Below are 14,350 nucleotides of genomic sequence, written 5' to 3' on the forward strand. Positions count from 1 at the left end.
CTGCTCCAGCTTACCCTGCGGCAATTTGACAATTCAGGCCGCCAGCGCCGCCTCCGGCGGAGCCTTCGCTCCCGTCATGAAGGCGACGGCGTCGGACATCGTATATTGCTTGGGATCGATGACGGCGAGGCGACGACCCAGGCGATGGATGTGAATTCGGTCGGCCACTTCAAAGACATGCGGCATGTTGTGCGAGATCAGCACGATCGGTAGCCCGCGCCTCTTCACGTCAAGCATCAGCTCAAGCACACGGCGGCTTTCCTTGACGCCGAGGGCTGCTGTCGGCTCATCCATTATCACCACGCGGCTGCCGAATGCGGCGGCGCGCGCCACAGCGACGCCCTGGCGCTGACCGCCGGAGAGCGTTTCGACGGCTTGGTTGATGTTCTGGATGGTCATCAGCCCCAGTTCGGAAAGCTTTTCACGGGCGATCCTCTGCATCGCCGAGCGGTCGAGCCTTCGCAGCCACTGCCCGACAAAGCCCGGTTTGCGGATCTCGCGGCCGAGAAACATGTTGTCGGCGATCGATAACGCCGGAGACAGCGCAAGGTTCTGGTAGACGGTCTCAATGCCGGCCACACGCGCCTCGATCGGTGAGCGGAAATGCACCGGCTGGCCATTGAGTTCGATCGTGCCTGAGTCCGGAATGACCGCCCCACACAGCGCCTTGACCAGGGTCGACTTGCCGGCGCCGTTGTCGCCGATGACAGCGAGGATTTCGCCTGGCAACAGGTCGAAATCGGCATTGTCGAGGGCGACAACCCTGCCGTAGCGCTTATTGAGGCCTCTAGCTTGGAGAACCGGAGTAACGTTCATGCCGAAATTCTCCTGATCCATTGGTCGATCGTGACAGCAACGATGATCAGCACCCCCACGGCGAAGTCCTGCCACAGCAACTCAAGCCCCGAAAGCGCAAGGCCGTTGCGGAAGACGCCGACGATCAAGGCGCCGATCAGCGTTCCGACGATCGAGCCGCGGCCGCCAAACAGGGAGGTGCCGCCGATCACGACAGCGGTGATGGAGTCGAGGTTTGCGGTCTGGCCTGCCTGCGGGCTTACGCCACCGATGCGGCCGATCAGCACCCAGGCGGCGATCGCGCAGATGAAACCGGCGAGCCCGTACACGGCGATCAGGGTCCGTTTGGTGTTGATACCGGCCAGTCTGGCTGCATCCGGATCATCACCAGTGGCGTAGATGTGTCGACCCAACGCCGTTCTGTTCAGCACGTACCAAATAACGAACGCCAGGATCAACATGACCAGCGAACCATAGGTCAGCACCCAGCCTTTCAAAAAGGTCCAGTCGAGCCCGAGCGTTTTTGAGAAGAAATCATAAGGTTTGAAAATTGTACCCGTCCACTGCAGGAATGGCGCCGCCGCCTCCATGTCCTGCTGGCGAATGGTTTCGCTCTGGGAATACCAGACGTTCAGCGCGCCAAAAATGCTCCAGGTGCCAAGCGTGACAATAAAGGGCGGCAAGCGCAGCATCGTCACGATCAGGCCGTTGACGACCCCGCAGGCCAGACCGCAGAGCAACCCGAGCGGAAATGCGATCAATACCGGAACGCCGTAGACGACCGCGGTCCGCCCCATCACCACCGAGCACAGGATCATGATAGCGCCGACGGACAGGTCGATTCCGGCCGTAAGGATTATCAGCGTCTGCGCCACACCGAGCACGGCGATGATCGTCACCTGCTGCAGCACCAACGAAAAGTTGAACGGAGCAAAAAACTTGTCCGGCGCTGCAATCGAAAAGATGACCACACCCAACAGCAGAACGAAAAAGGGAATGGACGTGGGAAATTGATGAAGGAAGGCCTGGAGGCGACGGATCGCGCCGGCATCCGACTCATCAAAACTGGCCAGGGCTTCGGTGGCACCCTTCAGCCCGCGTTCGGCGGTGACCGAACCCGCGGTATCGTCGCTCATCAGGCAATCCTCCCCAACGCCTCGCTGTCAGGGGGCGCCACGTGCGCCCCCTTTGAGTTCTGGACAATAGTCTTCATGGAACGATGTTGAAAGGCGCTCAGCCCCAGCAGAGCTTCAGGCCTTCCTCGACCGAAATCGACGTCACGCCCTCAACCGTCTTGGCTGTGATGAGTTGCGCACCGGTGTCGAGGAAGCCCATCTTCGGGTCGATATCCGGAATCTTGCCCGAGACGATCGCCTCTAGCGCCATCGCCGCCATCTTCAGCGGATACTGCTGGCTGGTCGCGCCGATTACGCCTGCCTGAACGTTCTTCACGCCAGGGCAACCACCGTCGATCGAAACGATCATCACGCTGCCGTCATCCTTGCCTACTGCCTTGAGCGCTTCCCACGCACCGGCCGCGGCGGGCTCGTTGATTGTGTAGACCACGTTTACATCCGGGCACTTCTGCAGCGCGTTCTCCATCGCCGTGCGGCCCTTCTCCTGGTCGCCTTGGCTGATTTCGTGATCGCAGATACGCTTGTCGTCTTCGTCGCCGTATTTGTTGGGATCCTTCACGTCGATCCCGAAGCCCTGCATGAAGCCCTGATCGCGCAGAAAATCGACGGTCGGCTGGTTGGTCGCGAGATCGAGAAATACGATCTTGGCGTCCGCTGCCTTGTCGCCCAGGGTCTTGGCAGCCCACTGACCGATCAGCATGCCGGCCTTGCGGTTATCGGTCGCAAAGGTCGCGTCCGCAGCGTCCATCGGATCGAGTGGCGTATCGAGCACAATCACCTTGAGGCCTGCGTCGCGCGCCTTCTTGATGGTCGGCACAATCGCCTTCGAGTCGCTCGGCACGATGGCAAAACCCTTGGCGCCAGCCGAGATAAGGTTCTCGATCGCCGCCACCTGGCCGTCATTGTCGCCGTCGAACTTGCCGGCGGCGGCGATCAGGGTAACGCCAAGTTCCTTAGCCTTGGCCTGAGCGCCCTCACGCATTTTCACAAAGAACGGATTGGTTTCGGTCTTGGTAATCAGGCCGACGGTATCGGCCGCATACGAGGCGCCTGCCATCGCGCCGTAAAAGGCAAGGCCGGCAACAGCCGCCTTCATGATATTCCATTTACCCATGACTTCCTCCCAGTGATGCATTTTCGGGTGCCGGCCAACCGGCCTCCACGGCATCCACGACATTCTCCCAGCATGGACGCCTTATCGCAACAGACACCAGTCGACGATTGCTGTCAATAATTAAATCACTCTTATTTATTATTGACAGCCTTGCGCCATTCACCCATTCTGGCCCAAAAGCAGTGAGGGGAAACGACGGGAGGAACAAAGGTGGAGACCGGCATTGCGAGGCACGGTTCGCCTGAGGCAGCCGAGAGCCGTCTGCACCGTGGCACCAACCAGAGCGGCATGCGGGACCACAACGAGCGGTTGGTGCTCTCGCTCGTGCGCCAGCACGGCAGCCTGGCGAAGTCCGACATCGCCCGCATGACCGGGCTTTCGGCGCAGACGGTTTCGGTCATCATGCGCGAACTGGAGGAAGAAGGACTTCTGCTGCGGCAGGCACCGTTGCGCGGCAAGATCGGCCAACCCTCGATCCCGATGGCGCTCAACCCCGACGGCGCCTACTTCATTGGCTTGAAGATCGGCCGCCGCAGCGCCGAACTCGTACTGATCGACTTCCTTGGCCAAGTCCGTTCGATGCTGCAGCATTCCTACCGCTACCCGGCGCCACGCGAGACAGTGGAGTTCGTCACCACCGGCATGAAGAAGATGCGTGGCGAGCTGACCCCCGCACAGGACAAGCGCATCGCCGGTCTGGGCATCGCCATGCCGTTCGAATTGTGGAACTGGGCCGATACCGCCGGCGCCCCGCGCGATGCCATGGACGAATGGCGTCATCGCGACATAAGAGCGGACATCCAGGCACAGTGCGATTTTCCGGTTTACCTGCAGAACGATGCGACTTCGGCCTGCGGCGCTGAGCTCGTCTTCGGCCAGACCGGTGCCGCCCGCGACTTCGTTTATTTCTACATCGGCGCCTTTGCCGGCGGCGGCATTGTGCTGAATGGCCGGCTTTTCGGCGGGCCAACCGGCAATGCCGGAGCACTCGGCTCGATGCCCGTGCCGGGGCCGGATGGCAAGCCGACCCAGTTGATCGACGTGGCGTCCATCGCCATGCTCGAAAAGGCGCTCAATGCGCGCGGCGTCGAAGCTTCGCATCTGTGGACATCGCCTGAAGACTGGGGCGAGATCGGCCCCGAACTCGATGACTGGATTGCCACCGCCTCGCGGGCGCTCGCCTATGCCATCGTTGCAGCATCCTCGGTCATCGATTTCGAAGCAGCGGTGATCGACGGATGGATGCCGAAGGCAGTGCGCCGCCGGCTGGTCGACGCCATCATCGCGGCCATCGCCACGATCGACGGAGAAGGCCTGAAGCTTCCTGCCGTCCGCGAGGGAACCGTCGGCATCCACGCCCGGGCGCTCGGCGGCGCCAGCCTGCCGCTCTCCGAACGCTTCCTGATCGGTTCGACGACGATTTCCAGGAGTGCCTGATGCTGATCGGAATCCCGGCGCTGCTTGGTCCGGAGCTTCTGGCGACATTGCGCGCCATGGGCCATGGTGACGAGATCGCGATTGTCGACGGAAATTATCCGGCCGAAGAACAGGCCAACCGGCTCATCCGGGCAGATGGTCATCATCTCCTGCCCGTGCTCGACGCGATCTTGAGCGTGCTGCCGGTCGACGATGCGGTGCCAGAGGCGCTGTTTCGCGCCTCGGTCAAAGGTGATCCTTCGCTTGCCGATCCCGTGCATCACGAAATCGAGGCGCTGTGCGCAAAACGCGCGCCCGGTCGCAAGGTGGTTGCGCTGGCCGGCGCCGACTTCTATGCACGGGTCAAATCGGCGCATGCCATCGTCGCGACAAGCGAGCCGCGGCTGTACGCCAACATCATCATCCGCAAGGGCGTGATCTATCCGCCGGAGACCAGCAAGCCATGATCCTCTGCTGCGGCGAAGCCCTCATCGACATGCTGCCGCGCACGACGACCAACGGCGAGCCGGCCTTTGCCCCCTATGTCGGCGGCGCCGTCTTCAACACGGCCATCGCGCTCGGGCGGCTGGGCGCGCCGGCCGGGTTCTTTTCCGGCCTGTCGTCGGATCTGTTCGGCGGTCAGTTCCGGGACGCGCTTGGGGCGAGCAAGGTCAGCTCCACCTACGCACACACTTCACCACGGCCAACGACGCTGGCCTTCGTCAAGCTGGACAACGGCCAGGCGACCTACACGTTCTATGATGAAAACACCGCCGGCCGCATGCTGACCATCGACGACCTGCCGCAGCTCGGCAACGAGATCGAGGCCATGCTGTTCGGCGCCATCAGCCTGATCTCCGAACCTGCCGGCAGTGCCTATGAGGAGTTCATGCGGCGCGAGCATGAAAGCCGCGTCATGATGCTCGACCCCAACATCCGGCCGAACTTCATCCCGGACAAGGCCAAGCATCTCAGGCGCATCCGCGCCATGATGGCGATGGCCGATATCGTGAAACTGTCCGACGAAGACCTTAACTGGTTCGGCGAAGCCGGCTCGCACGAGGATGTCATCCGCAACTGGCTCGACCGCGGCCCGAAGCTGATCGTCGTCACGCGTGGCAGCGAAGGCGCCATCGGCTACACCAAGAAACACGCCGTGACGGTGATGACGGAGAAGGTCAAGGTGGTCGACACGGTCGGCGCCGGCGACACATTCAATGCCGGCATCCTCGCCTCGCTGCAGGAACAAGGCCTGCTGACAAAGACGGCAATCGCCGGCCTTTCGCAGGACGCCATCGGCAAGGCACTGGCGCTTGGCAACAAGGCGGCGGCCGTGACCGTGTCGCGGGCCGGCGCCAATCCGCCCTGGCGGCATGAGATCGCCTGACCAGGTCTCGAAGGGCTCAAGACAGATCGGGCTTCTCGATCACTTTATGTTTCGCAGGGCCGATCTCAGGGATTATTAAGGTAGGATCGGGGCCGACGAAGGCCGGATTTCCGGCATATCGTGAAGAACACGCCGGAAAATACAGGTAACAGACTGCGACACTTGCGCAATTCGCGGTTTTGCTGCTGCGGCTTTCTCGCCCGGCGCAACTCTGATACCAGCGGCCGGTTATCTGGCTAACCCGTTTTGAGGCCGACATGCAGTTCATCGATCTTGGCGCGCAGCGCGAACGAATCCGCGACCGGCTGAAGGCCGCGATCGACGGCGTCGTCGAAGAAGGCCGCTATATACTCGGCCCGCAAGTCACCGAATTCGAGAACAAGCTCGCCGCCTATGTCGGCACCAAGCATGTCGTGGGCTGCGCCAACGGCACCGATGCGCTGCTGCTACCACTGTTCGCGGCCGGCGTCGGCCCGGGTGACGCAGTGTTCGTGCCAAGCTTCACTTTCGCCGCCACTGCCGAAGTGGTGGCGTTGGCCAAGGCAGAGCCGGTGTTCGTCGATGTCGACCCGCATAGCTACAACATCGACATTGCCAGCCTCGAGGCGGCCATCGCCATGATCAAGAAGAAAGGCCGGCTGAAGCCTAAGGCGATCATTCCCGTCGATCTGTTCGGCCTTGCCGCCGACTATGATGCCATCATGGCGATCGCCAACCGCGAAGGGCTGATGGTGATCGAGGATGCCGCCCAGTCGATGGGCGGATCGAGCGACGGCAAGATGTGCGGCTCGTTCGGCGCGGTCGGCTCGACCAGCTTCTACCCGGCAAAGCCGCTCGGCTGCTATGGCGACGGCGGCGCGATGTTCACCAATGACGATGCGCTGGCCGAGCAGCTCAGATCGTTCGCCTTCCATGGCAAGGGCGAGACGCAGTACGACAATGTCCGCGTCGGCATCAATTCGCGGCTCGACACCATCCAGGCGGCGATCCTGATCGAGAAGCTGGCCATCCTCGAGGACGAGATGGTGGCCCGCCAGGTGGTGGCCAATCGCTACGCCGAAGGGCTTGGCGACATCGTCACCGCGGCCCGCAATCTGGACGGCAGCCGGTCGGCCTGGGCACAGTATGCGATCGAGACGCCCAAGCGTGACGGGCTGAAGGCGCATCTCGGCGAAAAGGGCATTCCATCGGTCATCTATTATGTGAAGCCGCTGCATACCCAAGTCGCTTATCGCGACTACCCGCGCACGCCGACCGGCCTTGCCGTGTCGGAGGACCTGCCAAATCGGATCCTGTGCCTGCCGATGCACCCCTATCTCAGCGAAGCCGACCAGGACCGGATCATCGAGACGATTCGCAACTATATCGGCTCGAACTCGGCGCAGGCCGCAGCCGAGTAGTCACCGGCCTGCCTCAGCTGGGGGTGGCCTCGCCTGCCCTGTTGCTGGCGCCAACCTTGCCGCTGGCAATGAAATGCGGATTGGCGAAATCTTCGTCATTGGCCTGTTTGCGCTTGCCGTAGACCAGGGGCTGGCCGTCCAGCGTACGCGTCATGCCGCCGGCCGCGCGCAGCACGGCATCGCCCGCCGCGGTGTCCCATTCCATGGTGCGGCCGAAGCGCGGATAGACATCCGCTTCGGCGCTGGCGAGAAGACAGAATTTCAAGGACGAGCCGACCGAGACGATCTCGGCAGCACCGAGGTCGCGAATATAGGCTTCGGTTTCCGGCGTGTTGTGGGAGCGGCTGGCGACGACGGCCAATGGTTCCACGGCCGTCCGCACCGAGATCGGCCGGCGGGCTGTGATCCGGTAATCGTTGTCGACCTCGATGGCTTCTGCACTGCCCGGCCGGCCCGAGAAAAAACGTCCGCTGCAGGGAGCGAAGACGACACCGACTTCCGGTACGCCATGGCGGACCAGCGCGATGTTGACGGTGAAATCGGTGCGGCGGTTGACGAATTCCTTGGTGCCATCGAGCGGGTCGATGAGAAAGAAGGCACCTTCCAGGTCCGGTGGCACGATGCCGGCGGAGGCTTCCTCCTCGGCCACGCAGGGGATGTCGGGAAATGCGGCACGCAGCCCGGCGAGAATGATCTTCTCGCTCTCACGGTCCGCCTCGGTCACCGGCGAAGCGTCGGACTTGCGGTCGACCGCGCAGCCGGCATGGAAGACACGCATGACCTCGCGTCCGGCCGCCAGGGCCAGCCGCTCGAAGATTTCAAGCATCAGCCTGTCGTCAGATGCCGCCGCCGTTGTCGTATTGGTCTTCGGCAATGTCGCGCTCGTTCAGCCAGTGTTCCAGGGCGTCTACCATCTGTTCGGCCGATTTGCCGAGCGTCTGCAGATGGATTTCCGGTTTTTCCGGCGCTTCGTAGGGTGAATCGACGCCGGTGAAGTTCTTGATCTCGCCATTCAGCGCGCGGGCATAAAGGCCCTTCGGATCGCGCCTGGCGCATTCCTCGAAGGGCGTGTCGACAAACACCTCGATGAATTCGCCGTCGGCCATCAATTCGCGCGCCATGCGCCGCTCGGCGCTGAACGGCGAAATGAACGAGACAATGACAATCAACCCGGCATCGGCCATCAAACGCGCCACTTCGGCGACGCGGCGGATGTTCTCGACGCGATCGGCGTCGGTGAAACCAAGATCGCGGTTGAGACCGTGACGGACGTTGTCGCCATCCAGGATATAGGTGTGGCGGCCGGTTGCGAACAGCTTCTTTTCGAACAGGTTGGCGATGGTCGACTTGCCGGAGCCCGACAGTCCGGTGAACCAGAACACGGCGGGCCGCTGGTTCTTCATGTCGGCGCGGACGCGCTTGCCGACATCGAGCGATTGCCAATGGATATTCTCGGCCCGGCGCAGCGAATGCAGGATCATGCCGGCGCCGACCGTGGCGTTGCTGATGCGGTCGATCAGGATGAAGGCGCCGGTGGTGCGGTTCTCGGCGAAGGTATCGAAGGCGATCGGTGTCCGCGTCGAGATGTTGCAGATGCCGACTTCGTTCATGTCAAGGGACTTTGCCGCCTCATGGGCGAAGTCGTTGACGTTGATGCGGTACTTCAGGTCGGTGACCGTGGCGCTGGTCTGATCGGTCTCGGTGCGCAGGATGTAGGATCGGCCGGGCAGCAGCGCGTGCTCGTCGAACCAGACTATGTTGGCGGCGAACTGGTCGGCGACCTGCGGCCGTGCGGCAGGCGAAACCAGCATGTTGCCGCGTGAGATCTCGACCTCGTCGTCCAGAACCAGCGTGATGGCCTGGCCGGCGGCGGCCTGAGCCAGGTCGCCGCCATAGGAGACGATCCGCTTGACGCGCGAGGATTTGCCGGACTTGGCGACGACAACCTCGTCACCTTGTGCAACCGAGCCGGACGCGATCGTGCCGGCAAAACCGCGAAAGTCGAGATTGGGGCGGTTGACATACTGGACCGGGAAACGGAACGGCAGTTCGACCACCGCTTCCTCGACCGAGACGGTTTCGAGATGCTCGATCAGCGTCGGACCGGAATACCATGCCATGCTGTCCGAGCGGCTGGTGACGTTGTCGCCGTAGCGGGCGGACATCGGGATCGGCACGATGGTCTGGAAGCCGAGATCGCGCGAGAATTGCCCGTAGGCCTCGGTGATGCGTTCGAAGACCGCCTGATCGAACCCGACGAGATCGATCTTGTTGACCGCCAGCACGATGTGCCGGATGCCGAGCAGCGAGGCGATGATCGAATGGCGTCTCGTCTGCGGCAATACCCCTTGCCGGGCATCGATCAGCACAATCGCCAGGTCGGCGGTCGAGGCGCCGGTCGCCATGTTGCGCGTGTATTGTTCATGGCCGGGCGTGTCGGCAACGATGAACTTGCGCTTCGGCGTGGCGAAGAAGCGGTAGGCGACGTCGATGGTGATGCCTTGCTCGCGCTCGGCCTCGAGACCGTCGACCAGAAGCGCGAAATCGATGTCGTCGCCGGTCGTGCCGTGTTTGCGCGAATCGCGTTCGAGCGCGGCGAGCTGGTCCTCGAAAATCTGCTTGGTGTCCGACAGCAGGCGCCCGATCAGCGTCGACTTGCCGTCATCGACCGAACCGCAGGTCAGGAAGCGCAGCAGCGACTTCTTCTCCTGCGCTGCCAGGTAGTCGCGGACGCCGTCGGTGGGCGCGAGGCTCTTTGCCATGATGTGGCGCATGGTCAGAAATACCCCTCGCGCTTCTTCTTTTCCATAGAGCCGGCTTCATCGCGGTCGATCAGGCGACCCTGCCGTTCCGACGTGCGCGCGGTCAGCATTTCGCCGACGATGGCTTCCAGCGTGTCGGCATCCGATTCGATGGCGCCGGTCAGCGGATAGCAGCCGAGCGTGCGGAACCGCACAAGCCGGTTCTCCACCGTCTCGCCGGGACGCAGTTTCATGCGTTCGTCGTCCCGCAGGATCAGCATGCCGTCGCGCTCGACCACCGGCCGCTGCTTGGCGAAATAGAGCGGCACGATCGGGATGTTTTCCTGCAGAATATACTGCCAGATGTCGAGCTCGGTCCAATTCGACAGCGGAAAGACGCGGATCGATTCACCCGATGCGATGCGGGTGTTGAATATCTTCCACATCTCGGGCCGCTGGTTCTTCGGGTCCCACACATGCTGCGCGTTGCGGAAGGAGAATATGCGCTCCTTGGCACGCGATTTCTCCTCATCGCGACGGGCGCCGCCAAAGGCTGCGTCGAAACCGTATTTGTCGAGCGCCTGGCGCAGCGCCACGGTCTTCATCACATGGGTGTGGGTGTTCGAACCGTGATCGAACGGATTGATGTTATCGCGCACGCCGTCTTCATTGACGTGAACCAGCAGATCGAAACCGAGTTTCTGCGCCATCTGATCGCGAAAGGCGATCATCTCGCGGAATTTCCACGTCGTGTCGACGTGAAGGAAAGGGAACGGCGGCTTGGCGGGATAAAACGCCTTCATCGCCAGATGCATCAGCACGGAAGAGTCCTTGCCGACGGAATAGAGCATCACCGGCTTGGTGAAGGCAGCCGCAACCTCGCGGAAGATATGGATGGACTCGGCTTCAAGCCGCTGAAGATGCGTAAGCGCAATGGTCATGGACTGTAAGCGTTCTTTCGTGCCTTCCGACAGAAGACCTTGCCTCAAATCATCGAGCTTTTGGCGCGCGGTTCAAGCCTTGCTTCTGGACAATCTCTTTCGTGCCGGCGTTCTAGCAGATCGCCGTCGGAGAGAACAATGCTGGACTGGCCCCGCGGCGCACGGTTCGGGAATGAATTTTCCATGGGCGCGGCAAAACCCGGAAATTCCTGCTCACAGGGCAAGCCGCTAGGAAAAGCGAGGGAAAATATTGCCTGGCTGAACATGCAAATTGCCACGTGAATGCCTCAGCCAGGCCACCGTCGGTGGCCATCGATTTCTGGCGGCAATCCCACCTTGCCGCACTATCGAAAAAAGGGCCAAGCCGCTATACCGGCTGCTGAAGACGAGCACGACGCATGATGGAACACGTGCTATTTCGAGGCGATATCCGTTGCCGCCGACGACACCTATCGCTCCCAGAGAATTGTGACCTAGAGCATTGAACCGGTTTTCATCGATAAGACAGCAATTCACTGCCTCGCGGGTGAATGTCTACTTCTCCATCCTTTGCTTCTTTTTTCCACCGGTTCTGGGATCGTTGGTCAGTTTTGTGTTCAATGGCGGAGCCCTCGCCTCCCTCGCGCTGATTGCCGCCGGGAAAAGGCGCTTCAACATCGACCGGCCCATGATCTGGCTGACGGTCGCGATCTATGCCTATTGCGCGGCCAATCTCATGGCTTCCATCGTCAACAACGCGTTGGTCAGAGATGCGCCACACCTGATCCCGCTCGTCACCTTCCTGTTTTTCCCAATCTCCTATTCGACCTGGAGCATCACGCAGAAAGCCACACTTGCCCGTACCGTCGTGCTCAGCAGCATGGCCGCCTGTTTTGTCGCGCTGCTGATGGCCGTCATCCAGCAATATTGGATTGGGGTCAGGGCCGAGGGCGGGGCCGGCAATCCGATCGTCTTCGCAACCGTCGTCTGCCTTGCCGTGGCGGTCTGCGTGGCCGGTGCCTTGTCAGGCATAGAGCGAGCCCGGAACCCCCTCTTCTACGCCGCACTGGCCGGGACGATCGCCATCATCTATTCCGGTTCGCGTATTGTCTGGCTGGCGCTGCTTATTGCCGGCATCGCTGTTCTTTTGATCAATCATCAGAGGCTAAGAGGCAGGAATGCCGTTCGCGTGCTGCTGCTGCTGACGGCAGTCGGTGTCGTCATCGCGGCATTCGGCTCCCAGGCGATATCCGGGCGCGTCGACTTTCTGCGCTCCGATTGGGATGCGCTTGGGACCCACGACAACTATGACACCTCGTTGGGGATACGTGTTGCCCTTTGGGACATCGGCCTCAAGGCATTCCGTGACATGCCGGTGTTCGGACATGGTGTGGGCGCGAGCCAGCTTCTGATCAAGCAGGGCTTTCATGACCAGTTCGCAATGGACACAGGCTTCAACCATTTCCACAACGGCTTCCTGACCGCCCTGGTGCAAGCAGGAATTCTGGGCGCCATGACGCTGGCGGCGATCTTTGTCTTTGCCGCTGGAAATGCCGTCCGGGTCTTGCAAAACAGCCGCGATCCGGTCGAGCGGTTCGGCGCGACCATGATTGTCATCGTTGTGATCACCTATCTCACAGCCGGAATGACAGGCATCCTGATCGGCCATGACATTCTGGACTCGGTGCTGATGGTCTTCCTGGTGTGCGGGACATATCTTGCCTCCGGACGTCAGGCTCCGTTGGCGGAAGGGCAAGCACTTCCACCAGAGGTGGAAGGACAGGCGCTTCCACCAGCCACCCAAGAGCTGTCGCGAGCAAGGCAATGAAAGTCTTGGTGACAGGTGCGACGGGTTTCATCGGACGTCTTGTCGTGCACCACCTTCGCGACGCCGGCGCCGAGCTTCGCCTCGCCTCCCGTCACCCGGAGAGGCTGGGTTCGGGAAGCGAAGCTATGGCGATGCCCGGTTTCGATGCGCCTGCGGCGGCCTTCCTGGCACTGACCAGGGATGTGACCCATGTCGTCCATTGCGCCGGCCTCAACAATGATCAGGGCGACGCCACCGAAGCCGATTATCGGGCGGCCAATGTGGAATTGAGCGCGCGGCTGGCGCAGGCAGCGGCCGCTCAGGTCAGCGGACGTTTCATCCACCTCTCCTCGATCCGGGCCGTGATCGGCGCTCGCGTCAGCGCGACGATCGACGAGAACACGCTTCCTGCCCCGCAATGCGTCTATGGGCGCTCGAAGCGCGAAGCCGAAATCAAGGTTCTGAGCGCCTATGCGTCGCACGGCCGTGCCGATGCCGCCGTGTTGCGCCTGCCTCCAGTCTATGGAAGCGGCATGAGGGGAAACCTGGCGACGCTGATGCGCCTGGCCGATACGGCGCTGCCGCTGCCGACAGGCGCATTGACGGGAACCCGCTCGCTGATGTCCTCCGAAGCCGCGGCGCGAGCGGTGTCGCACCTGCTGAGCCATTCGGGGTCACTTCGTCCGACCTATATGGGCGCCGATGTGCCACCGGTCGCGATCATGGCCGTCATTGCCGCCTTTCGCAGGGGTTTCGGACGTCCGACGCGCCTGATCACGGTGCCGGCCGGCCTCATGCGGCCGGCCGCGGCAGTACTGGGCAAGCGGGCGTTTTGGGACAGCATGACCGCGACGCAGATATGCGACCCTTCGCTGCTGATATCGCAGGGCTGGGCACCGGAAACCGGTACGCTGGAGCGGCTGGCCGAACTCGCGCGGCTCTGTGAACGTCGACTTCTCGCTTGACCATGATCTCTTCCCAAAACCGGCTTCGGTTTTTGGGATCATGGCCTGCTCAGCTTCGATAGAGCGTCCCAAACAGGATCCGAAGGTCGAGCCAGAACGATGCTGTGCTGAGATAGGCGGCATCCGTTTTGGCCAAAAGCTCGGGGTTCGACATGTCGATGCCCCTGATCTGGGCGAGACCCGTTATGCCCGGAAGTGCCGCCAAGACCCCCAGCCGCCTGCGACACTCGATCAATTCCGTTTGCGTCGGCAGACAGGGACGCGGCCCGACCAAGCTCATTTCGCCCTTCAAAACGTTCCAGAACTGGGGCAACTCGTCGAGTTTGAACTTCCGCAAGACCTTGCCAACCAAGGTGACGGAATTCGTAGGCGCCTCGTGCGTGGGCAATGACGGCGTTCCGACATACATCGTCCGCAATTTGTGACAGCGAAAAAGCAGGCCGTCGCGACCGACGCGCGTCTGTGAAAAAATGGCCGGACCGGGTGATGATGCCCGAACGGCAAGGAAGGCGAGGACCAGAACAGGCGATGTGACCACCAGCAGTAGAGCCGCGCCGGCAAGATCGAAGATTTGCTTGGTTGCCTTCATGAACGGCCGATTGCGCTCCCTGCCAAAGCCCCGAGACAACGCCGCAGACGAAGCCCGTTAGTACGGTCGACGTAGCATGA

At 61.8% G+C, this 14,350-nt stretch carries 14 protein-coding genes; 7 read left to right on the forward strand and 7 right to left on the reverse strand.

Going from position 1 to position 14,350, the window contains the following annotated elements; translation table 11 throughout:
• Positions 1-33: 33 nt before the first annotated feature.
• The 3 genes from AC1DZU_RS08295 to AC1DZU_RS08305 form a co-directional block, all read right to left on the reverse strand.
• Positions 34-837 (reverse strand): ATP-binding cassette domain-containing protein, encoded by an 804-nt coding sequence (locus AC1DZU_RS08295; protein WP_477283538.1) that lies wholly within the window; start codon positions 835-837, stop codon positions 34-36.
• Positions 813-1,931, reverse strand: a complete 1,119-nt coding sequence (locus AC1DZU_RS08300) for an ABC transporter permease (RefSeq protein WP_095089737.1) — start codon at positions 1,929-1,931, stop codon at positions 813-815. The genes AC1DZU_RS08295 and AC1DZU_RS08300 overlap by 25 nt, the downstream gene beginning before the upstream one ends.
• A gap of 97 nt (positions 1,932-2,028) precedes the next feature.
• Positions 2,029-3,045: a substrate-binding domain-containing protein gene (locus AC1DZU_RS08305; RefSeq protein WP_477283540.1), complete on the reverse strand. Its 1,017-nt coding sequence runs from the start codon at positions 3,043-3,045 to the stop codon at positions 2,029-2,031.
• 210 nt (positions 3,046-3,255) lie between these two features.
• Here AC1DZU_RS08305 and AC1DZU_RS08310 point away from each other — a divergent pair, with 210 nt between their 5' ends.
• The 4 genes from AC1DZU_RS08310 to AC1DZU_RS08325 all read left to right on the forward strand — a co-directional run bounded on the left by AC1DZU_RS08310 (position 3,256) and on the right by AC1DZU_RS08325 (position 7,248).
• Positions 3,256-4,482 carry an ROK family transcriptional regulator gene (locus AC1DZU_RS08310; protein ID WP_477283542.1) on the forward strand — a complete coding sequence of 409 codons (1,227 nt, stop codon included), beginning with the start codon at positions 3,256-3,258 and terminating at the stop codon, positions 4,480-4,482.
• Positions 4,482-4,928: an RbsD/FucU family protein gene (locus AC1DZU_RS08315; protein ID WP_477283544.1), complete on the forward strand. Its 447-nt coding sequence runs from the start codon at positions 4,482-4,484 to the stop codon at positions 4,926-4,928. Before AC1DZU_RS08310 ends, AC1DZU_RS08315 begins: the two co-directional genes overlap by 1 nt.
• Positions 4,925-5,848 carry a carbohydrate kinase family protein gene (locus tag AC1DZU_RS08320; protein ID WP_477283546.1) on the forward strand — a complete coding sequence of 308 codons (924 nt, stop codon included), beginning with the start codon at positions 4,925-4,927 and terminating at the stop codon, positions 5,846-5,848. Before AC1DZU_RS08315 ends, AC1DZU_RS08320 begins: the two co-directional genes overlap by 4 nt.
• A gap of 257 nt (positions 5,849-6,105) precedes the next feature.
• A complete protein-coding gene (locus tag AC1DZU_RS08325; protein WP_477283548.1) occupies positions 6,106-7,248 on the forward strand; it encodes a DegT/DnrJ/EryC1/StrS family aminotransferase in 1,143 nt (380 codons plus the stop codon).
• A 13-nt stretch (positions 7,249-7,261) separates the two neighbouring features.
• Here AC1DZU_RS08325 and cysQ read toward each other — a convergent pair whose 3' ends face one another.
• The 3 genes from cysQ to cysD are packed head-to-tail and all read right to left on the reverse strand — an operon-like array spanning position 7,262 to position 10,930.
• Positions 7,262-8,074, reverse strand: coding sequence for a 3'(2'),5'-bisphosphate nucleotidase CysQ (gene cysQ, locus AC1DZU_RS08330; protein WP_477284192.1), 813 nt, complete (start codon positions 8,072-8,074; stop codon positions 7,262-7,264).
• 10 nt (positions 8,075-8,084) lie between these two features.
• Positions 8,085-10,022, reverse strand: coding sequence for a sulfate adenylyltransferase subunit CysN (gene cysN / locus AC1DZU_RS08335; RefSeq protein WP_477283550.1), 1,938 nt, complete (start codon positions 10,020-10,022; stop codon positions 8,085-8,087).
• 2 nt (positions 10,023-10,024) lie between these two features.
• Positions 10,025-10,930 carry a sulfate adenylyltransferase subunit CysD gene (gene cysD / locus AC1DZU_RS08340; protein ID WP_477283552.1) on the reverse strand — a complete coding sequence of 302 codons (906 nt, stop codon included), beginning with the start codon at positions 10,928-10,930 and terminating at the stop codon, positions 10,025-10,027.
• 138 nt (positions 10,931-11,068) lie between these two features.
• On the opposite strand from cysD, the gene AC1DZU_RS08345 reads away from it, so the two are divergent.
• From AC1DZU_RS08345 to AC1DZU_RS08355, 3 genes are all read left to right on the forward strand, one after another.
• Positions 11,069-11,212 carry a hypothetical protein gene (locus AC1DZU_RS08345; RefSeq protein WP_167392264.1) on the forward strand — a complete coding sequence of 48 codons (144 nt, stop codon included), beginning with the start codon at positions 11,069-11,071 and terminating at the stop codon, positions 11,210-11,212.
• 199 nt (positions 11,213-11,411) lie between these two features.
• A complete protein-coding gene (locus tag AC1DZU_RS08350) occupies positions 11,412-12,737 on the forward strand; it encodes an O-antigen ligase family protein (RefSeq protein ID WP_477283555.1) in 1,326 nt (441 codons plus the stop codon).
• On the forward strand, positions 12,734-13,681 hold the full coding sequence (locus AC1DZU_RS08355; RefSeq protein WP_477283557.1) for an NAD-dependent epimerase/dehydratase family protein: 948 nt from the start codon (positions 12,734-12,736) through the stop codon (positions 13,679-13,681). Before AC1DZU_RS08350 ends, AC1DZU_RS08355 begins: the two co-directional genes overlap by 4 nt.
• 49 nt (positions 13,682-13,730) lie before the next feature.
• On the opposite strand, the gene AC1DZU_RS08360 is transcribed toward AC1DZU_RS08355, so the two are convergent.
• Positions 13,731-14,270 carry a sugar transferase gene (locus tag AC1DZU_RS08360; RefSeq protein ID WP_477283559.1) on the reverse strand — a complete coding sequence of 180 codons (540 nt, stop codon included), beginning with the start codon at positions 14,268-14,270 and terminating at the stop codon, positions 13,731-13,733.
• Positions 14,271-14,350 lie beyond the last annotated feature (80 nt).

This window comes from Mesorhizobium sp. P2_A12, assembly GCF_056405075.1.